The 22,715-nt window shown below is 62.2% G+C and carries 26 protein-coding genes and 1 pseudogene; 18 read left to right on the top strand and 9 right to left on the bottom strand.

The annotated features are described in order from the left end of the window. Positions 1-3: 3 nt before the first annotated feature. Complete coding sequence (locus UP06_RS26825) at positions 4-360, bottom strand: hypothetical protein (RefSeq protein WP_045006687.1); 357 nt, start codon at positions 358-360, stop codon at positions 4-6. Positions 361-849: 489 nt separating this feature from the next. Between UP06_RS26825 and UP06_RS26820 the strand changes: the two genes are divergently transcribed. Together UP06_RS26820 and UP06_RS26815 are read left to right on the top strand one after the other, a co-directional pair. Further along, positions 850-1,035 (top strand): hypothetical protein, encoded by a 186-nt coding sequence (locus tag UP06_RS26820; RefSeq protein WP_045006686.1) that lies wholly within the window; start codon positions 850-852, stop codon positions 1,033-1,035. Between the two features lie 144 nt (positions 1,036-1,179). Further along, the gene (locus tag UP06_RS26815; RefSeq protein WP_045006685.1) at positions 1,180-1,521 is read left to right on the top strand and encodes a phasin; all 342 of its coding nucleotides are present in this window, start codon (positions 1,180-1,182) and stop codon (positions 1,519-1,521) included. A 191-nt stretch (positions 1,522-1,712) separates the two neighbouring features. Here the strand turns inward: UP06_RS26815 and UP06_RS26810 are convergent, their stop codons facing one another. Together UP06_RS26810 and UP06_RS26805 are read right to left on the bottom strand one after the other, a co-directional pair. Beyond that, entirely contained in the window at positions 1,713-2,543 is an 831-nt protein-coding gene (locus UP06_RS26810; protein WP_045006684.1) for an alpha/beta fold hydrolase, read from the bottom strand. Between the two features lie 151 nt (positions 2,544-2,694). Next, positions 2,695-4,419 (bottom strand): ShlB/FhaC/HecB family hemolysin secretion/activation protein, encoded by a 1,725-nt coding sequence (locus UP06_RS26805; RefSeq protein WP_502691606.1) that lies wholly within the window; start codon positions 4,417-4,419, stop codon positions 2,695-2,697. Positions 4,420-4,620: 201 nt separating this feature from the next. On the opposite strand from UP06_RS26805, the gene UP06_RS26800 reads away from it, so the two are divergent. Continuing rightward, positions 4,621-5,835 carry a FecR family protein gene (locus UP06_RS26800; RefSeq protein WP_045006682.1) on the top strand — a complete coding sequence of 405 codons (1,215 nt, stop codon included), beginning with the start codon at positions 4,621-4,623 and terminating at the stop codon, positions 5,833-5,835. A gap of 64 nt (positions 5,836-5,899) precedes the next feature. Further along, positions 5,900-8,638, top strand: a complete 2,739-nt coding sequence (locus tag UP06_RS26795; protein ID WP_045006681.1) for an EAL domain-containing protein — start codon at positions 5,900-5,902, stop codon at positions 8,636-8,638. Positions 8,639-8,641: 3 nt separating this feature from the next. Here UP06_RS26795 and UP06_RS26790 read toward each other — a convergent pair whose 3' ends face one another. Then, the gene (locus tag UP06_RS26790; RefSeq protein WP_045006680.1) at positions 8,642-8,902 is read right to left on the bottom strand and encodes a hypothetical protein; all 261 of its coding nucleotides are present in this window, start codon (positions 8,900-8,902) and stop codon (positions 8,642-8,644) included. Positions 8,903-9,171: 269 nt separating this feature from the next. Here UP06_RS26790 and rocF point away from each other — a divergent pair, with 269 nt between their 5' ends. The 4 genes from rocF to UP06_RS26770 all read left to right on the top strand — a co-directional run bounded on the left by rocF (position 9,172) and on the right by UP06_RS26770 (position 12,500). Next, positions 9,172-10,149, top strand: coding sequence for an arginase (rocF, locus tag UP06_RS26785; protein ID WP_045006679.1), 978 nt, complete (start codon positions 9,172-9,174; stop codon positions 10,147-10,149). Between the two features lie 160 nt (positions 10,150-10,309). Next, positions 10,310-11,578: a sulfite dehydrogenase gene (gene soxC / locus UP06_RS26780; protein WP_045006678.1), complete on the top strand. Its 1,269-nt coding sequence runs from the start codon at positions 10,310-10,312 to the stop codon at positions 11,576-11,578. Next, the gene (locus UP06_RS26775; protein ID WP_045006677.1) at positions 11,565-12,107 is read left to right on the top strand and encodes a c-type cytochrome; all 543 of its coding nucleotides are present in this window, start codon (positions 11,565-11,567) and stop codon (positions 12,105-12,107) included. The genes soxC and UP06_RS26775 overlap by 14 nt, the downstream gene beginning before the upstream one ends. Positions 12,108-12,206: 99 nt before the next feature. Beyond that, positions 12,207-12,500 carry a hypothetical protein gene (locus tag UP06_RS26770; RefSeq protein ID WP_045006676.1) on the top strand — a complete coding sequence of 98 codons (294 nt, stop codon included), beginning with the start codon at positions 12,207-12,209 and terminating at the stop codon, positions 12,498-12,500. A gap of 3 nt (positions 12,501-12,503) precedes the next feature. Here the strand turns inward: UP06_RS26770 and UP06_RS26765 are convergent, their stop codons facing one another. After that, positions 12,504-13,718, bottom strand: a complete 1,215-nt coding sequence (locus UP06_RS26765) for a mandelate racemase/muconate lactonizing enzyme family protein (protein ID WP_045006675.1) — start codon at positions 13,716-13,718, stop codon at positions 12,504-12,506. 165 nt (positions 13,719-13,883) lie between these two features. Between UP06_RS26765 and UP06_RS26760 the strand changes: the two genes are divergently transcribed. After that, a complete protein-coding gene (locus UP06_RS26760; RefSeq protein WP_045006674.1) occupies positions 13,884-14,072 on the top strand; it encodes a hypothetical protein in 189 nt (62 codons plus the stop codon). A gap of 158 nt (positions 14,073-14,230) precedes the next feature. Here UP06_RS26760 and UP06_RS26755 read toward each other — a convergent pair whose 3' ends face one another. Then, entirely contained in the window at positions 14,231-15,478 is a 1,248-nt protein-coding gene (locus tag UP06_RS26755) for an NRAMP family divalent metal transporter (protein ID WP_045006673.1), read from the bottom strand. Positions 15,479-15,896: 418 nt separating this feature from the next. On the opposite strand from UP06_RS26755, the gene UP06_RS40225 reads away from it, so the two are divergent. Together UP06_RS40225 and UP06_RS26750 are read left to right on the top strand one after the other, a co-directional pair. Beyond that, positions 15,897-16,070, top strand: coding sequence for a DUF3606 domain-containing protein (locus UP06_RS40225; RefSeq protein WP_082081624.1), 174 nt, complete (start codon positions 15,897-15,899; stop codon positions 16,068-16,070). Positions 16,071-16,122: 52 nt separating this feature from the next. Beyond that, positions 16,123-16,371 (top strand): hypothetical protein, encoded by a 249-nt coding sequence (locus UP06_RS26750; protein ID WP_045006672.1) that lies wholly within the window; start codon positions 16,123-16,125, stop codon positions 16,369-16,371. A gap of 63 nt (positions 16,372-16,434) precedes the next feature. On the opposite strand, the gene UP06_RS26745 is transcribed toward UP06_RS26750, so the two are convergent. Then, a complete protein-coding gene (locus tag UP06_RS26745; protein WP_045006671.1) occupies positions 16,435-16,620 on the bottom strand; it encodes a hypothetical protein in 186 nt (61 codons plus the stop codon). A 219-nt stretch (positions 16,621-16,839) separates the two neighbouring features. Continuing rightward, complete coding sequence (locus UP06_RS26740) at positions 16,840-17,433, bottom strand: hypothetical protein (protein WP_045006670.1); 594 nt, start codon at positions 17,431-17,433, stop codon at positions 16,840-16,842. 277 nt (positions 17,434-17,710) lie between these two features. Here UP06_RS26740 and UP06_RS26735 point away from each other — a divergent pair, with 277 nt between their 5' ends. The 7 genes from UP06_RS26735 to UP06_RS26705 all read left to right on the top strand — a co-directional run bounded on the left by UP06_RS26735 (position 17,711) and on the right by UP06_RS26705 (position 22,007). Then, complete coding sequence (locus tag UP06_RS26735) at positions 17,711-18,154, top strand: hypothetical protein (protein WP_156163246.1); 444 nt, start codon at positions 17,711-17,713, stop codon at positions 18,152-18,154. Between the two features lie 214 nt (positions 18,155-18,368). Next, on the top strand, positions 18,369-18,629 hold the full coding sequence (locus UP06_RS26730; RefSeq protein ID WP_045006668.1) for a hypothetical protein: 261 nt from the start codon (positions 18,369-18,371) through the stop codon (positions 18,627-18,629). Between the two features lie 115 nt (positions 18,630-18,744). After that, positions 18,745-19,143 carry a response regulator gene (locus UP06_RS26725; protein ID WP_045006667.1) on the top strand — a complete coding sequence of 133 codons (399 nt, stop codon included), beginning with the start codon at positions 18,745-18,747 and terminating at the stop codon, positions 19,141-19,143. A gap of 291 nt (positions 19,144-19,434) precedes the next feature. Beyond that, positions 19,435-19,821: a response regulator gene (locus tag UP06_RS42210; protein WP_245305552.1), complete on the top strand. Its 387-nt coding sequence runs from the start codon at positions 19,435-19,437 to the stop codon at positions 19,819-19,821. A gap of 102 nt (positions 19,822-19,923) precedes the next feature. Then, complete coding sequence (locus UP06_RS42205) at positions 19,924-20,709, top strand: sensor histidine kinase (protein ID WP_045006666.1); 786 nt, start codon at positions 19,924-19,926, stop codon at positions 20,707-20,709. A gap of 172 nt (positions 20,710-20,881) precedes the next feature. After that, positions 20,882-21,685 carry a hypothetical protein gene (locus tag UP06_RS40220; protein WP_245305551.1) on the top strand — a complete coding sequence of 268 codons (804 nt, stop codon included), beginning with the start codon at positions 20,882-20,884 and terminating at the stop codon, positions 21,683-21,685. A gap of 40 nt (positions 21,686-21,725) precedes the next feature. Continuing rightward, on the top strand, positions 21,726-22,007 hold the full coding sequence (locus tag UP06_RS26705; RefSeq protein ID WP_045006664.1) for a hypothetical protein: 282 nt from the start codon (positions 21,726-21,728) through the stop codon (positions 22,005-22,007). 72 nt (positions 22,008-22,079) lie between these two features. Here UP06_RS26705 and UP06_RS26695 read toward each other — a convergent pair. Further along, a pseudogene (locus UP06_RS26695) lies at positions 22,080-22,591 on the bottom strand (site-specific integrase). Between the last annotated feature and the right edge of the window lie 124 nt (positions 22,592-22,715).

The raw sequence follows: 22,715 nt of genomic DNA, 5'->3' as shown, positions 1-22,715 counted from the left end.
CCCTTACGGATGCGGCATGACCTGGTAGGGAGTGGTGTAGGGCTCGACGCGGAGCGAGGCGTTGGCGAGCAGCCCGATCTTGGCGGTCGGCGCCTGCTGCAATTCGCCGTTCTGGCCACGATGCACGTTGTACTGCCAGACGGTGAGATCGCCTTTCTGCGCCAGCGCATGCGCAACCGCGCTTGCATCACTGCCGCCGAGCGCCTGGAGCTCCTCGGGCGACAAACCGATGATGATCTCGTCCTTGACGGTGACGATCTTGAACAGGTTCATCTTGGTCTCCTGCGCCCATGCGCCTTGTATGGAGAGGGTGAGAAGCGCAACCGCGGCGCCCTTGATGAGATCGCAGCGAGAAAGCATGCCGTCGTCCTTTGGTGCTGACGCGCGCCCGAATCGAAGTGTCCATCAGCCATGGCGCCCGTGATCTGCGTGGCCGTTACGCACCCGCTTGGTCGCAGGATATTGAACCGCGGTTCATGTGACGGGAACGATACAACCGCTGAGGTCGGACTCAACGATTACGTGTATCCGTTGAAAAAGCGCTAGTCCGCGCTGCCAATCTCCGTTCACATCGGAAACAACGCGAAACGCTGTGCTAATTGACAGCGGTCCTGAGTGATGCTGCTTCTTGACGCAGGCGGGTGACGGCTGCGCATATTCCTGTTATCCGGAATTGCCGTGGTGCGATGCCGACGAAGCATCGCTAAGTCATACGGTTTGGCTTGCCCGAAGGGTTGTTCCTTGGCATAATTGCAACTTCTCGGGTCGGGCCGAGTCCGTCCAGGGTCCAGTTCTCGTTCTGGACCCCGACGTCCGACCACGAAGGCCGATCGGTGTCATAGGTGCGAGATGAAAAACCTCAATTTCGCGGCTGAACTGCATCTCAAGCTTGGCGCGCCCGCGAACAGTACCGTCGAAAGTCTGCGCTTGCTGCGCGCCTTTCTCAAGCTCGCGCCCCGGCAGCGCTTTGAGGTCATCAAGCTCGTCGAAGACCTCGTCACCGACGAAACCCTCCCCGAACATCCGTTGTCTTGAGCCGGACTGCGCGCCCGCATTACACTTTGTCCATCTTTCCGGCCGAAGAGGGACCGCCCGGTGGCGGCCGTGACCGGCGTCTGGCCGCTGGAAGGCGGTGCGACAAGTGTGATAATCATGGGAAAAAGAGGGAGGAGTGCGACCATGATCGAACCGAAGCTCGAAGTTCCGGCCGAACTGCGCGACCTGGCCGAAAAGACGATTGACCAGGCGGAGAAGGCATTCGGCATGTTTTTCGATGCCGCCACCAAGTCCGTGTCGTCGGTCCCGGGGGCCGGCGCGGACGTGTCCAAGCAGGCGCTCGCTTTCACCGAGCAGAACATGAAGGCGGCATTCGAGCACGCGCGCAAGCTCGTGCACGCAACCGACCTTCAGGAAGCCATGCGGATCCAGTCCGAATTCCTGCGCAGCCAGTTCACCAACGCCGGGGATCACATGCGCCAGATGACCGGCAACTTCATGCAGCCGGGGAAGGGCAAGTCCTGAGTATGCAAGGCGCAGCCGTCTGCTTACAAATTGATCTTGCACGGCGGTGCGATGCGCATTTCAATTCCGGTGCAGGTCCATGATGGGCCACCGGATGATCTCATTCGCCGTCCATCATCCTTTCTGCTGATCCCTGTCGGTTCGTCCGGCAGGGATTTGCATTTTGCGGAGTGGGCGCAAAGCGTTCCCGGCTAGTAATCGCCGGGGTTCATGATCATCGGGCTCGTCGTATCGGCCGGCGCGAGCGAGCTACTGGCGCTGTCGCGCAGGAAGCGATCGAGTGTCGCCTGGATCTTCTCCTTGACCGAGTCGGGCCCGCGATCGCTCATCTCGGTGTGCTGCGCACCGGTATGGACGATGTCGATGCCGCGCGCCTTGGCCTGTTCCGGTGTCGGCAGCACGCCGGGATCGGTCACGAAGTTCGGGTCCTTTGAGCGGAATGACAGGATCTTCATGCGGTCGCTGAGCACGAACGGTACCCGGAGATTGTCGAGCGTGATCACCTTCGACACCAGCTCGGGATGCTGACGGGCAACATACATGGAGACGTCGCCGCCGTTGGAATGACCGACCAGTGTGATGTGATCGTAGTCGGCGTTCTCCTGCCGCCCCTTCAGCTCGTTCAGCACGAAGAGAATATTGGCCTCGCAACGGATATAGACTTCGCGCCGGCCGACATAGGGCTGGCCGACATGAGTCATCAACGGCGGATCGCTCGGCAAGTCCTGCTGGATGCTGGCGACGAGATAGCCACGCGCGGCGATGACGTTGGCGAGGAAGGAATACTCGGTGGCCTTGACCGTATTGCCGTTGCTGATGATGGCGATCGGAAGCTTCCAGAGGCCGAGATTGGCCTTGGTCTCGTAGTCGCGCCGCACCGCGATCTCGACCGAGATCGGCCGCTGGCGCGCGGCGTCGTACAAGGTTACCACCTCGTGACGGATCGCGAACTTGCTCACGACGATGTACTGGCCCGCCCCAAGGACGCAGAGAAAAGCCAGAATTGCGAACACCCTCTTCATGGTTCCGTCTCAATCACTTTTGACTGAAGATGGTCATTAGGAACTCCCGGATCGAGCGATCGTGAGCATCCTACGGGATTAAATTTAGGCAAGTCTGTGAGCAGGGTCCCATAAAGGGCCACATGCGGGCGCGCAGCGCCGAGCCGGACGGCTAGAGGCAGTTGGCCTTGCCGCGTTCCGGACAGAGCCGGAAGGCGCTCGAGAGCGTGAACAGGAAGCGCGGGCTGCGGCGCTCATTGTCCGGCGCCCGGTAGCTCAGCGGCACGGCGACGCCGAAATCGGCCTGGACATCATCCCAGAGGAAGAACCGCACGCCGGCGCCTGCTGACGTCAGCGACAGGCCGTCGCTCAGGCGATAGCCGTCGTTCCAGACTGCGCCGGCGTCGCCGAAGGCGTAGAGCTGGTAGCCGCTCCAGTAGCGGAAATTGAGTTTCTGGTCGAAGCGCAGCTCGAGCGAGCCGGCAAGACCGTTGTCGCCACTAATCTCCGCTGCTCCGTAGCCGCGGCCGAAGGCTGCGCCGCCGAGATAGAATTGCTGCGAGGTGAACAGCGGGCGCGACGCCGTCTGGCTCGCCGCGGAAAACTTGAGCGACCAGGCCTCGTTGAGCGTCTGATAGCGTGTGAACCAGAGGTTCAGCACCGAAAAGTTCGAGGAGGCGCCGTCGCGCGACAGTAGATCGTCATTGAATTGTGAGGCGCCGAAGACGTCGAGGCCCTGGCGATAGGTCAGTGTCGCGAAGTTGGTACCGCCGAAGCGATCCTGGAGCCGGTAGTCGGCGGTCAGGCTCGCGGTCCGGATATGGTCGTTGTACCAGGGGCCGTAAAGGTCATGCTCAGAGACGTTGCTGAACGTCCCAGCCAGCGTCAGCGTCAGGGCCGACCATTGCGACATGAACGGCACGGTGCTGGCGCGCACCTCGAAGGCCTCTGTCGTGGTGATGTCGCTGTCGAGGCGCCGCGCATCGCCCGGCCGGACCGCGCTGTAGAGCACGGAAGCACCAAGGCGCACGCCGTCGACTCCGACCGGGGCGTCATAGGACAGCCGAGCGAAGCCGAGCTCACGCGGGTCGTTGGCAATGGTCGACAGGTTGACCGCAAGCGTATCGCCGGGCGTCAGGTAGGAGTTGAACGCGCCCGTCGCATAGGTCTGCCACGGGCCGACCGAGGATGATCCGAGATTGTCCAAACCGAACGACGTGAAAACGTGCCACGTCTTCAAATAGACGGTGAGGCGGAAGCGGCCGGTTGGACCCCCGATCTCTTCCAGTGCGGTATCGGTGATCCGGACGCCCGGCCTGCCGTTGATGAGGAACAGCTGGCGTTCAAGCGTCGCCAGACGGGACGGCTGCTCGGCGAGAACCGGCCCGAGCATTGGTCTCACGCCGAACTGCTCGGCGCCATCGCCCTTCAAGTCGGCCTGCACGACCGCGCCTTCGATCACGCGGATCTGGACGCGGCCATCGGCGATGTCTTGCGGTGGCACAATCGCCCGGCTCAGATGGAAGCCGTCGGCGCGGTAGAGGTCGCTGATCGCACCGGCGATCGCAGCGAGGTCGGCTTGCGAGACCTTCTTGCCGAGATAGGGCTGATAAACCGCGGCGATGCGATCGCCCGGGATGGCGTGAGCGCCGCTGACGTTGACGCCGCGTAGGACGAATTGCGGCTTGGTATCGCCGCCGGTGTTCGGCTGGCCGATCGTCGGCAGCTTGACCGGGGGGCGGCTCAGCGTTTCCTGATCGGACTGGTTTTCAAAATACTTCTCGGGCTGGCGCGGATCGAATCCGGGCTGGTTCGCCTGTTGCGCGAGTGCTTGCGGAATTCCCGTAAATGTTGGTCCGAGAAGGACGAACGCGGCAGCGAGATACCGTCCCGCCATGGCTCGCGAGGGCCGCGCTCCGTAGTTCAACTGAGGAGCCCGCCGGAGCAGGTAAGGAATCGTTAGCCGCATGATTTTTCATAGTTTTTTATGGTCAATGAAAGGTTAATGCGGCCGCCCGACTTACTGGTTCCGGCTAATTCTATCTTGAGTGATTCCGACTAGCCTCATCTGCGGCTGTAACGCGGACTGAGGATCGTCATGCTCGGCAGAGTTGGAATGCGGTGCGCCTTCGTGGCGGCGCTGATCCTGGGAACGTCTTCCGGCGCGTCCGCCGCAGATGAGGGCGTCTGGTCGGTAAGCAAGGCGTCGGGCGAGGTGTGGGTTGCAACCGACGGCGCACAGCAGGCGTCGTTGAACCAGGAGGAAGCGCTCAAGCCCGGCGATACCATTCGCACCGGGCGCAACGGTCGGGTGCTGCTCGTCCGCGGCGAGGAAACGATCCTGATCTCGCCCAACTCGGTGGTCGGCCTGCCGGCCGAGAAGAAGGAGGGCCTTTCGACCACCATCATTCAGCAGGCCGGTTCGATCCTGCTCGAGGTCGAGAAGCGCAACGTCAAGCATTTCGAGGTCGAGACGCCCTATCTGGCCGCCGTGGTCAAGGGGACGCAGTTCAGCGTCACCGTGAATGCGGGTAGCACCAAGGTCGGCGTGCTCCGCGGCCAGGTCGAAGTCTCCGATTTCAAGACAGGCCAGGTCGCCCAGGTGATGCCGGGGCAGGCGGCCACGGCCTTTGAGCACGGCAAGCCGGGTCTCAGCCTGAGCGGCGCCGGTACGTTCAATCCGATCGAGCAGGGCAAGCCGCGCGCGTCGACGATCGAGCGGATCCCCGTGCCGAAATCCGGACTGTCGACGCCGCGCGATGCGACGAACGGCCATGCGATTCACGCGCTGGGTCCGATCGACAAGGGGATCAAGGCAGCCGGCGCATCGACGCAATCGCATCAGGCGGCTGGAGGCCCGGCGCCCAAGGCCGGCGTCGTGCGCATCTCGAGTTCGCTCGGCGAGGTCAAGCTGAACTTCCACAAGGTCACGAATGGTCTCGCCCATGGAGCGGTCGTGCCGGGCCGGGTGCGTAACGCGAACGCCAGCACCAGCACAGCCACGGTGTGGAGTGACAGCTCGACGAGCACCACGACCTCAGCCTCCAACAGCTCGGCCGTAACAGCGGTCACCGTGAGCAGTAGTACTTCCGCCGCCAGCGCGACCACGACGTCATCAAGCACGACGACCACAGTTGCGACCACCGCCGGCTCGACCAAAGACGCGTCCAGCGGAAGCTCGGGGAGCGGAAGCAGCGGAACCGGCGCGACCGGCAACGGGAGCGGCGGCACCGGCAATAGCGGTAATGGCAATAGCGGAAATGGAAACGACGGCAACAACGGTCACCACTACGGTTGGTACAAGCATCACTAGGGACTGTGCCGTGGCCATAAGGGGGAGCACGTAGCGGCATTCGCCGCCCGTGCAGGGGAGCAAGGTGAAACGTTATCGACCGCATATTCTTGTCGTGATCGCGCTTGCGGTCGTGCTGTCCACGGGATGGCATGGCGCGCTCCGCAATGCGCTCACCGATCTGCGGTTTGCGTGGCAGTCGCGTGCGGCAAGCGGCAACGTCGTCGTGGTGGCCATCGACGCGCCCTCGATCGACCAGATCGGGGTGTGGCCCTGGCCGCGCCGGCTGCACGCGGAGCTGCTGCATCGGCTCGAAGGTGCAGGCGCGCAGGAGGTGGCTTTCGACGTCGATTTCAGCACGCCGTCTGATCCCTCTTCCGACGAGGCCTTCGTCAGGGCGCTTCGAGAGGTCGGCGGCTCGACGATCCTTCCCTCCTTCAAGCAGCCGGCCGGCGGTGCGGTTCACATCAATCGCCCGCTGAAGCCGCTCAGCAATCAGTCTTGGCCGGCCGTCGTCAACGTCGCGGTCGAATCCGACGGCCTCGTTCGCCGTTATCCGTTCGGGGAGAAGCTCGGCGACGCCGTGATGCCATCGATGGCCGTGGTGTTGGCTGGGCAGGACGTCAATCAGCGGCCGCCTTTCCTGATTGATTTCGGCATCCGCGCGGCTTCCATTCCGAGTGTCTCTTATGCCGACGTGCTCCGCGGCGATGCCGCGACCCTGGACAGGCTGAGAGACAAGAAGGTCATCGTCGGGGCTACCGCGCTCGAGCTCGGCGACCGCTTCAGCGTTCCAAATGGCGGCATCGTCTCCGGGCCCGTCCTCCAGGCGCTCGCGACCGAATCGATCCTTCAGCACCGGACGCTGCGCTGGACCTCCGATGCCGGCATGATGCTCGGCCTCGGCTTGATCTGCCTCTTGATGATGTATTCGTGGCGCCGCGTCGCGCCGGGTCTGCGGGTCGCGGTCCTGGTCGCAGCAGGGGCCAGCGTCGAACTGGTTGCGGTCCTGGTGCAGGCAAGATGGCCGCTGGTCATCGACACATCGCTAATCCACATCGCCATCATCGCCTACCTGACGGCGATTGCGCTCGACGAGATCGACTTCCGCAGGCTCTTGGGACGCATCGCTGAGAGCCGCTTTCACCGCATCGCGATGTCGCTCGGTGACGGCCTGGTCTGCACCGACGAGGATCATCGCATCACGGTGTGGAATCCGGGCGCCAGTGCGATCTTCGGTTATATGCCAGCCGAGATAATCGGTCGCCCGTTCGAAAGCCTGTGTGCGGTGCCGGTCGACGGCCACGCGAGGCGTTTCTCCATGCGCGACGCTGCGCGCCAGGCGCTGCTGGTTCCGGGTGGCGCGGTTGTCGTCGAGTTCGAGGGACGGCGCAAGAACGGCGAAACCTTTTCCGTCGAGGCGAGCTTTTCGGGCTGGCAGGGTGCGGATGGCTTCCAGTACGGTGCGATCCTGCGCGATATCTCTGTGCGCAAGCGCGAGGCGGAACGCGTCAGATATCTCGCAGAATATGATGCGCTGACCGGGCTTGCCAACCGCAACACGCTGCATGCAGGCCTTGCCAGTCTGATCGCCGCGGCGGAACGGCGATCTTCCGAGGTCGCGCTGCTCGTGCTCGGGCTCGATGGCTTCCAGCAGATCAACGACATGCTTGGGCATGCGGCCGGCGATCTCGTGTTGCGGGCCGTCGCTGCGCGCCTGAAGGTAGAGGCCGGCAAGGCCGCGATCGTCGCGCGGCTCAGCGGCGACGAATTCGCCATCGCGCTTGATTGCGCATGTGCCGGCGAGCCGGTTGCAGAGTTTGCCGAGCGGGTCGCGCGGGCGTTCGAAACGCCGCTTGTGACCGGCACGCGCCAGCACCGCGTCAGGATCAGCATCGGCGTCGCCGTCTGTCCGGAAGGCGGGCGCAGCGCTGATGATCTCCTCAGCAACGGCCATCTCGCGCTGAGCCGCGCGAAGGCGACGCGGCGCGGCGGCCATGTGATCTTCGAGAGTGCCATCAGGCAAGAGCTCGAGAACCGGCTGACGCTGGAGAGCGAGCTTGCGCTCGCCGCGGACCGCGGCGAGTTCGAATTGTTCTACCAGCCCCAGGTTCGTCTCGTCGACGGCAGCATGGTCGGAGCCGAGGCGCTCATCCGCTGGCGGCACCCGGCGCGCGGCTATGTGTCGCCCGGAGAGTTCATGCCCGTGGTCAACACCTCGGCGCTGTCCGAGCGGATCGCGAATTGGGTGATGGAGACCGCCTGCCGGCAGGCGCGCGCGTGGGAATTGTCCGGTTACATCGTGCGCGTCGCGATCAACCTGTCGCCGTCGCAGCTCCACTCCGGCGATCTCGCCCATTCGGTTGCGGTGCTGCTCGCGGCGACCGGGCTCACGCCGTCGCTGCTCGAGCTCGAGGTCACCGAAGACATCCTGCTACACGACGAAGGCCGCGTGCTCGACATGTTCAAGCGGATCCAGGAACTCGGCGTCCGCGTCCTGTTCGACGACTTTGGCACGGGCTATGCGAGCTTGAGCTATCTGAAGAAGTTTCCGCTCGATGGACTCAAGATCGATCGCTCATTCGTGCTCGACCTGCTCGCGGATTCCGATGACGCTGCCATCGTCAGCTCGACCATTGGCCTCAGCAAGCAGCTTGGTCTTACGGTCGTAGCCGAAGGTATCGAGAATCGCGCCACCGCCGACTTTCTGGTGAGCATGGGGTGCGAGGAAGGGCAGGGCTATTTCTTCGGCCGCCCAATGCCTGTGGACGCGTTCGAAAAGCAATTCCTGGCGGCTGAGCGCGAATCCGTTAGCGCTGCTTGACCCCTAGCGCCGGCGCGCAACCGCGATACCAAACAGGAAAGCGACGAAAAGGCTGGCCAGCGGCGCCTCCCGCGTGATCGCGGCGACGGTCGAGAGCGGTCGTCCGGGCTTTCGCGCTTCCTCGATCGCATAGGTAAGACGATCGACGGCGGCGCGCAGGCCTCCCGCGACCTCACCGATCGTGTGAGAGACGTCGGTCGCGGCATCAATGGCACGCTCGGCCATGCCGGGCTGGTGCGGGGGCTGCGGAATTTCCGTGCTCAAGTTGGTGAACTCCGCTCCAGATGAGGTGAATGAGGCCGGCACCTTTGGCTATCCGCGCGAGCGCTAGTTTTGAATAGCGGGCCCGAAGACCTTTGGCTATCCGCGACGGGCGCCGTGGTGAAACGGCGGGTGCCGGCCTTGCAGTGGAAATGCGGCGCGCGGGCTTTTGTTCCGGGTTGCAGGCCCGCGCCATGTCTTTTCCCCCGTGAAACGACGGATGCGAATCTCTGTTAGGTTGGCGCAGTCCTTGCTGATCTCGGGAGATTGCCGTGACCGATCGGACCACAACGGATCGCGCCCGGCGCATCGCTTTGCTCGGCGCGCCCATCGACATGGGGGCCTCGCAACGCGGTACCCTCATGGGCCCCGCGGCGCTGCGCACCGCCGGTCTTGCGACGCTGATCGAGAGCCTCGACGTCGATGTCGTCGACTACGGTGATCTCTCCGTGGCCGAGCTTAGCGACCTCGCCGACAGGCCGCCGGAGAAAGCCAACCATTACCGTGAAATCCAGCGCTGGACGCGCGTGCTCAGTCGCCGCGGTTACGAGATCGCCAAGACCGGCGCGACCCCGATCTTCCTCGGCGGGGATCACACGCTGTCGATGGGCTCGGTCAATGCGATGGCGCGGCATTGGCAGGAGCGCGGACGCGAGCTGTTCGTGCTCTGGCTGGACGCGCATGCCGACTACAACACGCCGGAGACGACGATCACGGCAAACATGCACGGCATGTCGGCAGCGTTCCTCTGCGGCGAGCCCGGCCTCGATGGGCTCCTGGGTGACGATCCGCGGGCCCCGATCAATCCTGACAGGCTCGACCTGTTTGGCACGCGTTCGATCGACAAGCTCGAAAAGGAGTTGATGCGCGCGCGCCGGATCCGGGTTGCTGACATGCGTCAGATCGACGAGTTCGGCGTCGCCGTGCTCATCCGCCGCGTCATCGAGCGCGTCAAGGCGAGCGAGGGCGTGCTGCATGTCAGCTTCGATGTCGATTTCCTCGACCCTTGTGTCGCGCCGGGCGTCGGTACCACGGTGCCGGGCGGAGCGACCTATCGCGAGGCGCACCTGATCATGGAACTGCTGCACGATTCTGGCCTGGTGGGGTCGGTGGACATCGTCGAGCTCAATCCGTTCCTGGACGAGCGGGGCCGGACGGCGCGAACCGCGGTCGAGCTGATCGGCAGCCTGTTCGGCCAGCAGATCGCCGATCGGCCGACGCCCAGCAACGCAATCGCACCCGGCGAGTGAAGCGCGAGCCGTTTGTGCACTGCAAAGAAGGGAACTGCTGTCGCGGCCGGTGGATTTAGATCAGTCGTGATCGAAATCGCCTGCTTTTGAAATACCAGCGAATTGCAAATGCGCTTCGCGAAAGGTTTCATGCGGGCCGAGCTTCAGCCGAGGGTCCGTCATGAGCAGCACATTCGATGCCGACGAAAAATCATCCAGGACCACACGCCGTCGTTTCCTGCAAAGTGGCACTGTAGCGGTCGGAGGAGCCGTCCTTGGCGCCGGCACTGCTGCTGCAGAAACGGATAACCTTCCGCCCAACATTCCCGACTGGATGAAGGCGCCGGGCGAGCCAATGGGAAGCCAGCCTTACGGGACGCCGTCGCCGTTCGAGAACGGTGTCGTCAAGAACATCTCGCAAAACCTCAAGCAGTACATTTCCGCATCCGGTCGGACGCCATTGCAGGAGCTCGACGGCATCATCACGCCGAATGGCCTGTTCTACGAGCGGCATCATGGTGGCGTTCCGACCATCGATCCGGCGCAGCACCGGCTGATGCTGCACGGCCTCGTCGAGCATCCGCTGATCTTCACCATGGATGATCTGCGGCGCTTCCCGTCGGAGTCGCGCATCCACTTTCTCGAATGTTCCGGCAATCCCGGTTACAGCAAGCCCTACGGCAAAACGGCGTCAGACCTCGTGGGTCTGCTAAGCTGCGCGGAATGGACGGGCGTGAGCCTGAAGCTGGTGCTCCAGGAGGCGGGGCTGAAGCCGGAGGCCAAATGGGTCGTTGCTGAAGGCGCCGATGCCGCAGCGTTGACTCGCAGCATTCCGATCGAAAAATGTCTCGATGACGCGATGCTGGTCTATAGCCAGAACGGCGAGCGGTTACGGCCGCAGCAGGGCTATCCGCTGCGGCTATTCCTGCCGGGCTTCGAAGGCAATATGAGCGTGAAGTGGTTGCGGCGTCTGCACGTGGCGGCAGAGCCTGCCTACTCGCGCGAAGAGACCTCGAAATATACCGACCTCCTGCCGGACGGCACGGCGCGCGAGTTTTCCTTCTACATGGAGGCGAAGTCGATCATCACGCGTCCTTCGGGTGGTCAGCGCCTGAGTGCACCCGGCTTCCACGAGATCACCGGCATCGCCTGGAGCGGACATGGCAAGATCACGCGCGTCGAAATATCCGTCGATGACGGCAAGACCTGGCAGGACGCACGATTGCAGGAGCCAGTGCTGACGCGTGCCTTGACGCGCTTCCGGCTGCCTTGGCAATGGGACGGCAAGCCCGCCGTAATCCAGAGCCGTGCGATCGATGAGACCGGCTACGTGCAGCCAACGCTCGCAGAACTGCTTGCGGTGCGCGGCGAGAATTATTTCTACCACAACAACGCGATCTGGCCCTGGCGCATCGCGGCTGACGGCGAGGTAACCAATGCGCTTGCGTGAGACTTGCGGCATCCTCCTGGCAATTCTTCTGTGCGCCTCAGCGAGCGTCGTGCGGGCACAAAGCCCGTACGGCATCAGACGGCCCGCAACGGCAGCCGAGATCGCGGGCTGGAATATCGATATCGGGCCCGATGGCAGCAATCTGCCGGAGGGGCACGGTACGGTCAGCCAAGGACGCGCCGTGTTCGCTCAGCAATGCGCTTCTTGCCATGGCGAGAAGGGCGAGGGCGGCCTCGGTGATCGTCTCGTCGGCGGGCAGGGAACGATCGACACGCCCAAGCCGATCCGCACTGTCGGCAGCTACTGGCCTTATGCGACGACGCTGTTCGATTACATTCGCCGCGCCATGCCGCAGAATGCGCCGCAGTCGCTCAGCAATGACGACGTGTACGCGGTGTCGGCGTACATCCTGAGCTTGAACGGATTGGTCGCAGCCGATGCGGCGCTGGATGCGAAATCGCTCGCGGCCATCAGAATGCCGAACCGCGACAGGTTTGTCGGCGATGCGCGTCCCGACGTGAAGCATTGAGGGGCAGGCCTCTGGTTCCGGCGCATTGGCTCGGAACTTGCTTAAGCAAGGGCGGAACTCGTCCGGGCACAAGTGAGTTAACCCGCGAGAGGAAAAAGTATGGATCATTCGATGACAGATCGTTTCCCGAACTCCATCTCCATCGCGCTTCGTCATCCAGGCGTGATCGCGCTGATCGTGGCCGCCGTGACGATTGCTGCGATGCTGCTCGTCGACCACGGACCGTGGAGCCGCGCCAAGGCGCAGCCGGCTCATGTTGCGATGTATGCAAACACAGGCGACGCCGCGCACGCCGCTGGCGCGAAGGTGCTTCCCACCGAGCCGAAATCGCCGGTCGAGCCCGAGCGGCCGGGACCGAAGACGTCTCCGACCGTCAATCCGGTGACGCCATAGGCGTCAGCTCTTGCGGCCGTAGTTGAGTAGCCCGCCGCTCGCTTTCGGCGGATGCGCGCGAAGAGCCTCCTCGTTCGGCTCGGTGCCCCAACCGGGGCGGTCTGGAATGATCAGATGGCCGTTCTGGATTTCAGGCTCATGCGTGAACAGCTCCTGGTCCCACGCCAAACGATCGATGTCGATTTCCATGATGCGCAAGTTGGGGACGGCGGCGCAGAAATGCGCGTTCATCAACGAGCAGAGGTGGCCGTAAAAATTATGCGGCGCGACGTTGACCTCAAAGGCTTCCGCTGCTGAGGCGATCTTCATTGATTGCCACACGCCGTTCCACGGCGTGTCGATGATCGCGACGTCCATCGCCTGCTCGCGGAAATAGGGCAGGAATTCGCGCAGGCCCAATAGCGTTTCGCAGGACGAGATCGGATGCGGGCTCTGCCTGCGGATATAGCCGAGCGCTTCCGGATTGAAGCTGTCGATCTCGATCCAGAACATGTCGAGGTCGGCGATGGTGCGCAGGATCTTCAGATAGCCTTCGGTCTTTGCGTTGAAGTTGCAGTCGAGCAGGATGTCGACGTCGGGGCCGGCGCCGTCGCGGATCGCTTCTAGATGCATGCGCAGATCGCGCAGGATCTTCCGGTCGACATTGATCTCGGGTGCAAAGGGCGAGCCGAAGCCGGGTCGCCATCCGGTTGGCTTGCCGTCGTCATATGAGAAGATATTGGTCTTGAGCGCGGTGAACTTCTTCTCGCGCACCTCGCGTCCCATGGCCTTGACGCCGTCAAGACTTTCGATCGGTGGCTTGTACCAGGAGGGATGATTGATCCGCCACGTCGCGCAGTGCGACCAGTAGACCCGGACGCGGTCGCGGATCTTGCCGCCGAGCAGCTCGTAGCAGGGCACGCCGAGGCACTTCGCCTTGGCATCGAGCAGCGCATTCTCGATCGCCCCGAGGGCTTGCGCCACGACGCCACCGGCAGCGGGGCGGGTCGCCGCGAACAGCTCGGCAAAAATGCGCTCGTGCTGGAAGACGTTCTGGCCGACGACGCGGGCAGAAAGGCGCTGGATCGCCGCACCGACGCCGGGCGACCCAAACCCCTCGTCGAACTCGCTCCAGCCGACGATGCCATCTTCGGTCGTCACCTTGACGAAGTGGTAGTTTCTCCAGCCGGCGTCGCAGGCGAGGATCTCGAGACTTGATGCTTTCGATGATTTTGTCATGTCGCTCCCTGTCGCCCGGCCGGGCGTTGTTGCTCTTGTGGCCCGGTCGCAAGCCCGGACCCAGCCACAATTGTTAGGCTAACGACAGACCGGCGTGAAGCCCGCGGAGGGGGCGCCCGGCGCGCAGTTTCGGCGTTTTCGGCAGTAATAGCTGTGAAATCTGCCATGATCTTGCCTGGGATCGTCTCGAAATTGCACGAGGCTCTGACGTTTTTGGCCACAATCGGGATCGACGCTGTGGTCATGAAATTCATGGCCATGATTTGGATTCTGGCGCTGCTCACGATGAGTGGAGCGGCCATTTCCGATCAGCTTTTGACGGCCGATCAGCACGTCGCGCAAGGGGTGAAGTAGGCGCGGCGGGCGAAGGCACTTTGTGTTTTGCGGTTTGTCTTTGGGGGACGACAGCGATGCTTTCGGTAGACCAGTTCTTGCGCTTCATCAGCGTGCCGGCCGTGCTTGCGGCCTTCATTATCGCATCGCAAATCTCGGCGGCGCTGTCGCCGGTCTGATCAGCCGATCACGAACGATCCGAACAGCGCGAGCACGGCAAGCGCCATCAGCGCGGTGCCGAGCCAACCCAGCGCGACGAGCCATGACCGCGCCTTGAAGCGGCCCATGATCTTCTCGTTCGAGACGATCAGCATCATCATCGCCATGATGGGGACGGCGACGATGCCGTTGAGCACGGCGCTCCACACTAGCATGTGGATCGCGCTGATGCCGGTGAAGCCGAGGCCGAAGCCGATGATGGTTGCGGCCGCGATGATGGTGTAGAAGCCGATCGCTTTCTCGGGCCTTGCCTCCAGCGTGGCGCGCCAGCCGAAAATTTCAGCAACGCCATAAGCCGCCGAGCCCGCCAGCACCGGGATCGCCAGCAGGCCCGTGCCAATGATGCCGAGCGCAAACAGCGCGAAGGTGAAGTCGCCGGCGAGCGGCCGCAGCGCCTCGGCCGCCTCCGTCGCCGAATTGATGTTGGTGACGCCGTTGGCGTTCAGCACCGCGGCCGTGGTCAGGATGATGAAGAAGGCGATGCCGTTCGACAGCAGCATGCCGAACGTGGTGTCGATCTTGATGCGCGCGAGCTCGGGATCGCCGCCGCGCTTCGTCTCCTCGCGCAGCGGCCGGTCGCGCTTGCCCTGATTCATCTCCTCGACCTCCTGGGAGGCCTGCCAGAAGAAGAGGTAGGGACTGATGGTGGTGCCGAGCACGGCGACCACCATCATGAAATAATCGGCGTTGACGGTTGCCTTCGGCCATACGGCTGCGAGCAGCGCCGTGCCCCACGGGATTTTCACGGTGAAGGCGGTCGCGACATAGGCGAACAGCGTCAGCGTCAGGAATTTCAGCACCGGCGCATAGCGGCGATAGGGCAGGAAGACCTGGAGGATGGTCGAGCCGGCCGCGAAGATCAGCGCATGCTCGTGGTTGAGCCCGCCGATGACCAGCGACAGCGCCTCTGCCATCGCGGCGATGTCGGCGGCGATATTGAAGGTGTTGGCGGCAACGAGCAGCGCCACGAGCCCCAGCACCAGCCAGCGCGGCGCAAGCTCCATCACGTTGGCGGCAAGCCCCTTGCCGGTGACCCGTCCGATCTGCGCGCTCACGAGCTGAATGGCGATCATGAACGGCGTGGTGAGGAAGACCGTCCACAGCAGCCCGTAGCCGAATTGCGCGCCGGCCTGCGAATAGGTGGCGATGCCCGACGGATCGTCGTCGGCTGCACCCGTGATGAGGCCTGGCCCCAGCCGCTGCAGCATCGTTGGCGCGGACTTCGTCGGTGCGACGACGCTGTCATGCTTCGAGGCGGGGCGCTTTGATCGGTTCGACAGGGCTCACCTTCCGGAATTTCGAATTCAAAGCCTAAGCGCCATCATATGCGGAAAGTTCCATCGCCGGCCAGCGATGTGCCGCGTGGCGAGCCGATGCTTCGCCGTTGCTTTGACTCGTCGGGCAAAACACCTGTAGGGATGTACCATTCCAAAGATCGCCATTCCCAAGATCGCCATGGCGAAAATCGTCGAGCCCGCACCGTCACCGCCCGCGAGCTTTTCTGTTGCTTGTGTCTGGCGCCCTTTCAAAACAAACCCGTGACCGAGTGTTTGTCCCGAGCGGGTCCGCCTAGGAACAGCGTGGCCATGGCGGCGTTTCCCCGTTTCGAGAACGAGGACATCGCCAATGGACAATCTGACGAAGCGCGAGCAGCCCGACCGCAGCAAGATCAACATGCACGAGGCTTTCGAGGTCAAGCACTGGACTCACGCGCTCGGCGTGTCCAGGGAGCAGCTGCAAAAGGCCGTCGACAAGGTCGGCAATTCGGCTGCCGCCGTCCGCAAGGAGCTGGCGAGGTAGCCGCGGGAACGAGTGAACCGCAGGCGCGTTTTCCGCTCTGGAGGAAACACCGATGAAAGCAGCGACACTGACTTTGGCCATCCTGTTTGCGCTCCCGGCCGGCTACGCGTCGGCCCACAGCGCCAGGCACACCCATCACCATGGCTGGTTTGGTTCGATGAACATGATGCACGGCCCGGGACGGGCGGCAGCCCGAAACGATCCGAACGGGACGGCCAGCGGACCGACAAGCGTCAGCGGCACCGGCTCGTCGAAGTTCGGCGGGCAGATTCCGGGATCCAGCGGCGCGGCCCGACAGTAAGCTTCGGACGTGCAACTCTTCAAACGGCCCGGCGTCCGTCGCGGATGTCGGGCATTCTGCGTTCTATTTCATGCTGACGAACATGCCCCAGGCGGCGGCGAGCGCCGCGCCCGTGAAGACGACCACCGGGTTGTCGCAGAACGTGCTGCCATAGCTGCACACGTTCGAGCCGAACTGGCCGAGCTCATGATGGCTCGCGGAGTAGAATAGTCCTGACAGCCCGAGCAACCCGGCAGCGACGTAGTACATCGCGCATCTCTCCTCAGAACGCGTGCGGGTGAGCATGGCGCGGAGAGATTTCATTCCGCCGAATCCGATTTATTGCATTTAAGTAAAGTTCTTGAGCTGTCGGTAAATACCGACAGAGGCAACGTCGAGATGATCCCGCAAATCCGCCGCGGCAGCCCGCTTCTGACCCACGTCACACGGAGGCGCGCAAACCTCTGGCACGGGAGCCCTTCCGTCAAATCATTTCGGTGCCGGCACGGCATCGACCGGGGCGCCGTCGGACGGCGTCCAGCGCACTCGGCCATTGTGGGCTGAGAGGTCGAGGCCTCCGGCGGTGCCGTAAAGGACCAGATGGCCGGAGCCGGTGGTGTCGATGGCGAACACGCTGCGTGGAAGCTTGTCGGCATTGGACAGGCTGAGCGAAGGGTCGGACTTTTCGTTCAGCGATAGCGTTGCGCGAGAGACTTGCTGCGGGTCCAGCAGCGACACGGAGGGGCCGGCGGCGCCAACCCACGCCATCAGGCGAACCTTCTTGTTGGCGTCGAGGAGCGCGAGGCTGGGAAGGCCGTCGCGGTCAGCGCTGAATTGGGCGACGATGTCGCCTTTGGCGCTCTGCACCGCGAAGCTTTCGGCGATGATCGATTTCGCGTTGATCCCTGTGGGTTTATCGAGATGCATGAAAATCGGGACGGCGGCCAGAACTGCGAGCCCCGGAATCGTCCATTGAAGCCCTTTCAATTTTCGTTCCGCCCGCTCGAGGCGCGAGTTCAGCTGCTCGATCGTTGGTTGAGCCTGCTCGTGGGCTGGCGCTGTGGGCGTTTGCGGGTTGGTCATGTGGTCACCCTAGGGGCATGAAAGGTTTGGACCTGCCCGTGAAGCGGACCGGCGCCCTCATGCGGCTCGCAGATTGCCAGCAATTGGATGACCTTGACAGCCCGTTAGAGGTAGCTTTGCAGCGCGGCATACCGACTGAGCGGCGTAGATGGAGTGCGCTTCTGACCCCATTGCAGACATTTGGGGGACCACATTTTACGTCGAAGTTCTGACCGCTCAGAACATTTGACGAAGCGCCTCGCTATCAGGTCTCGCCCAGTATCGAGCCTACTGAAATTTGCAACCAGTTAAGGAAGCGGTGGTAATCCAATCCAATGCACTTAACCGTTGTATCGATTGTAGCTTCTTTGGGGTGGTCGCGCCTCTGATCGCGTTCTTCGTCATCGTAATCCGGGGGTGGCGAAAGTCGCAGACCGAAGAAGCGCAACGAGCGTCACTGGACAAGCTTAAGCAACTAAAGCTGCCAGACTTGACGCTCTTTCTCAAACGGCTTGCCGCTGGTGCGATCATCGCGGCGCTCACTATTGTCACACCGATCGGGCTGTTTGTGCTCATCCTATTTTTTCCTACCATTTCCTGTCATGGAGGAGGTTCGGGAGGAAATTGCGGCGAGGGTTATTTGGCTTCGATTCCACTAGCTTTGCTTACCATCCCACTCGACCTCGTGGCGGCGTTCTTCGTTTGCAAAATCCTAGCCAACGCTTTCTGGCCAAAACGATAGCCGGACCGTGTTTGAGCAACAGTGGACCGCCTCTTTCTCCGTCTGCTCCTGGGCTCTTAGCCGACGCCGCCTCCCGCGAACGAAATAGCGGCGTGGTCATCCCGACGAAACACGCCTGAAACCAGATCGTTTTGAACTCCGCCGGCCTTCCGCCCGACCAAAGGATCGACATACGGCCTGGTCCTGGATCAGTCCTTGCTGAACGGATGTTTGCATGACCCCCGCTCTCGATCTCGGCTATCGCCTCGTTGCGCTCGGGGCGTGCGTCTTTTGCGCCCGCAAGACCTGGTATGGCTATGTCGAGCGAAAGATCCTGTTCGTCAGCGATGATTGGTGGGACTGGTCGAGGTGGTCGCGGCAGGTGTATGACCGGGACACCATGCCGATCCGGTACTGGATGCAAATGGGCGGCTCGGCCTTCGGCTCGGTGCTGTGCCTCGTGGGTGCGATCGTCGGGTGGCAGCAGAACAGCTGAGCCTTCGTGGTCCTGTTTTTGTTTATGTGCACTTTTGTTCACGTCCTCCGGAACGATGATCTCCTGACCGCGTGTACCCCCTGCTGTCCCTGTGGCGGCGCAAGCGGGGTCACAAATGGCAAACCAATTGCTGATCATGGTCGTCGAAGACGACCCGGATGTTCGAAACGTCGTCGAGGATTGCCTGAGCGAGGGAGGTTTTGAAACCGTCATCGCTTCGTCCGGCGAGAGCGCCATCGAGCTGCTTGATGCAGCCGAAGGCAAATACCGGGCGCTTGTCACGGACATCAATATGCGTTCCGGAAAGGTCGACGGGTGGCAGGTCGCGCGACACGCCAGAGAAATCGACCCCAATTTTCCCATCGTCTACATGAGCGGAAGGGACGTCGACGAGTGGGCGTCACAGGGCGTCCCCAACAGCATCATGCTGGCGAAACCATTCGCGCCCGCGCAGCTTGTTACCGCCGTTTCCAACCTCTTGAACGCCGCGCCGCCGGCCTCCCCGGCGGGGTGAAGGCCCCCCATTCGCAGAGCGCTCGGCCCGGAGCGGACGTCTTCGAGTTGGCAAGCCGAGGTCGGCTGGTGACCCATCTCGGACATTGGCAGCCTTACTCCCGGCGCTCAGCCCTGCTGATCTGACGGCGTCAAGCGCGGGCTGTCATTCGACTATTGTTAAGGCAATTGGGATCAAAAGGGCCGTAAGATGCTTATCCCGCTGTTGCCAGTCGTTCTGAGCTACCCTTTCTGAGCCAGCCGGTTTGAGCAAGGCTGATTTCCTCCACCTAACCTTTGAAAGCGGCCCGTCATGATGGCCCTTGATCATTCGCCTGTTCCCGCGGTCGTTCTCGTCGTCGAGGACGACATGCTGCTTCGCATGCGCGCGGTCGATATGGTGGAAGACGCCGGTTACATCTCGGTCGAGGCGGTCGATGCCGACCAGGCTGTCACAATCCTGGAATCCAGATCCGACATCGTGTTGCTGTTCACCGACATCCAGATGCCCGGCAGCATGGACGGCCTCGGACTTGCGCACTCCGTGCATGCGCGCTGGCCGCCGATCAAGATCATCCTGGTGTCCGGCCAGTTGAAGCTGGCTAGCATCGATATTCCCGCCAACAGCCGCTTTTTTGGCAAGCCGCTGGAGGCAAAGGTCATGATAGCCCAGATCCAGAGCATGATCGGCCACGCCTGACGCCGGCGTTATCAGGCGAAAACGGCGATAATCACCCTCTCGTGCAGCCATGTCGTCTCAATTGATAGGAGCGGAACCCAACGTATGGTGCTACGGTAAGGAATGTTTGAGATTGATCATCAGCGAAACCAGCACCAATTGAGTGCGGGAGAAGTCCCTCCGCAGGAATTTCTGGCGGCGGAGAACGTCAGCCTTAGGCTGCTGTTGGCGCAGGCTGAAATCAACGCCCAGGAGCTGCTCGATCAAGCCGGCATCGACGCCCGCGAGCGCGAGGCGGCCGACAAGCTGCAGAAGCTTATCCTCGAGGAGCTGCACCACCGCATCAAGAATACGTTGGCGACCGTCAGTGCCATTGCCTCCCAAAGCTTGCGCAACGTGGCGGGCGCCGAACATGCGCAGCACGCGATCGAAGGCCGGCTGCTGGCGCTGGGGCGGGCTCATGACCTCTTGTTGCAGGCACGCTGGACCAGCGCCGATCTAGAAAAGATCGTGCGCGGCGCGACCGAAGCCTTCGATAATCCCGATGTGCCGAAATTCGCGATTGCGGGACCTGACGTCCGGATGACATCAGGAGCCGTGATCGCGATTGCGATGACCCTCAACGAACTCTGCACCAACACCACGAAATTTGGGGCATTGTCGGTGCCCGCCGGCCGCATCGACATCGCCTGGACGCTCGATCCCGGGACGCAGCGCCTGCATCTGAAATGGACCGAGAAGAACGGCCCCGCGGTTCGGGCTCCGGATAAGCGCAGTTTCGGAACGCGGCTGATCGAGACGCTCGGCAATCAACTCAAGGGCGACGTGCAGTTGACGTACGAGCCCAGCGGCTTCGTGTACGCGCTCGATGTGCCACTGGCATCCTTAACATCGATAGCGAGTAAATAGCCTAACGCAGGGTCTCCATATAGACGGATGATCGGACGTGGGCGGCTGATCGGCCATGTCGCCTTCTGGCCCGTAGGCGAAGATGGAGGCGGCGTTCAGCACGAGCATAGTCGGGCCCAGACCGGACATCGCGCACACGCGGACAAACCGACGCTCGTGACCCACAACAGACTTGGTCGATTTGTCCGATTTGAACGAAGCTCTTAATATTGCCGAAGGGCCGCAGGCGATAGTGGTGGACGACAGCAGCATCATCGGAACCCAACGCAAGATTGCCATGATACGTGTCGCCCTAACCGCGACGGCAGCACTCTTCTCGTGCGCAACAGCCTTAGCTGATCCACCGACATTTTCCTTGTCAGATCGTCCATCGCAAGACGGTCGATGCATCGGCGATAAGGGCGTCGGTGATCTGGATCGGTCGGAACGGGCATGTTTAGAACAGGTCGGCGACCTCGGCCGCCGCGTAGGACCGGGGCTGCAATTGAAATTCCGCAACGGGCTGGCGCGGGTCTACCTCAATGAAGACGCCAAATGTCAGGCCCCCAAAGCAGAGGGCTGCGTCAAATATCGACTGACCGGATATTTTCCCAAGCATGATCTGTTGCTGATCGAAGTAGGCTATTGGGAGGGTGGGAGTTGGCTTCTGGTGCACGTCGATAGCGGCAAGACATCGGAGATCGTTGCGCCCCCGCACTATTCACCGGGCAAGCTTTGGCTCGTCTCCGTCGCTTCGGGCGTCGGGCCTTCGGGACCGCCTGACGGAATTGATATTGTCCCGGCCACGTCCGATCCCTCTCTCAAGGAATGGCACTACAGGAGCCCGGATGATGATCAATGGCTTTATGAGTTTGCAGGCTGGGAGGGCGATGATCATGTCGAGCTGGTGGCGACATCAACTGAGACACCAACGAAGCGCGTAACCGCTTTCGTCGAGCGCCGGAACGGCGATTGGCATCTTGCAGGGCCAAAATAGACACCTACCACCGCAATCGCGTGGGAAGGAATAAAAAGTCATGACCGATACCGAGAAGAAGCTCTTGATAGCGCTCGTCGCCATGGTTCACCAACATCTGCACGAGCATGGCGATGAAGTTGACAATCTCGCGGAGTCCGCCGGAGAGCGGGCAATCCAAGTACTTGCGGACTTTGGACTGATGGAAATAGTGAATACCCGCTTTGGGCGGTGGACAGAAGCGGGCAAAAATTTCTCTGAAGAAATCGGGTATGTGAGTCGCGCGCCAGCCGACTATCCGGGCTCGGTCAGATTGGTTGGAAGGTCCGATCCAGATGACTGACCTGCCATGTCCGCCTCTGGCCCGGAGCAGTCTGTGAGGGCAGCGCAGAGCACGTCTGCTCTGCCCCCGAAGTCAGACGTCAACTTGTTCTGCTATCGCGAGGGCATCGTCGACCTCGATGCCGAGATACCGGACGGTACTTTCGATCTTGGTGTGCCCCAGTAGCAGCTGCACGGCTCGCAGGTTGCCGGTTCGGCGGTCGATCAAGGTCGCTTTAGTTCGACGAAGAGAATGCGTCCCGAACAGATGCGGGTCCAGTAATCGTCAATTGCCTGCCGGGTCGATTCCGTCAGCTCAAATTTTACCGGCCGGCCGGTCTTCCTTTGTCGGACGGTCGCGCGGTCGGCCGAATATCCGCCCGGCGCAACATCATCAACTTTCAAGGCTACGACGTCGCAGCCGCGCAGTTTGCTATCGATGGCGACGTTGAACATTGCCAAATCGCGCGTTCGGCCCTCGACCTGGAGCTTCGTTCGGATTGACCAAACGTGCTTGGGACGGTGCGGCGGCTTTGCGCCGATGATCTTGCCCTTGTTCCAAGGATCGTGTTTCGAAACGGCAGGGATGGTTGGGACATCGGCCATGGCGGACCTCCTCAGGTAGTGAGGCGGTCATTTTTAGCCCGCAGGCCTTCCAAACCCGCGTCCGCTTTGAGACGATTGAAGACGTACTTAGGTCCAATTTGAGCGAAGCGAGGGCAGCCTTTGA

Origin of the sequence: Bradyrhizobium sp. LTSP857, assembly GCF_000938285.1 — a bacterium.
Taxonomy (GTDB): Bacteria; Pseudomonadota; Alphaproteobacteria; order Rhizobiales; family Xanthobacteraceae; genus Bradyrhizobium.
The sequence above is the reverse complement of the archived record's forward strand: the minus strand, read 5'-3'. Positions and strand labels throughout refer to the sequence as shown.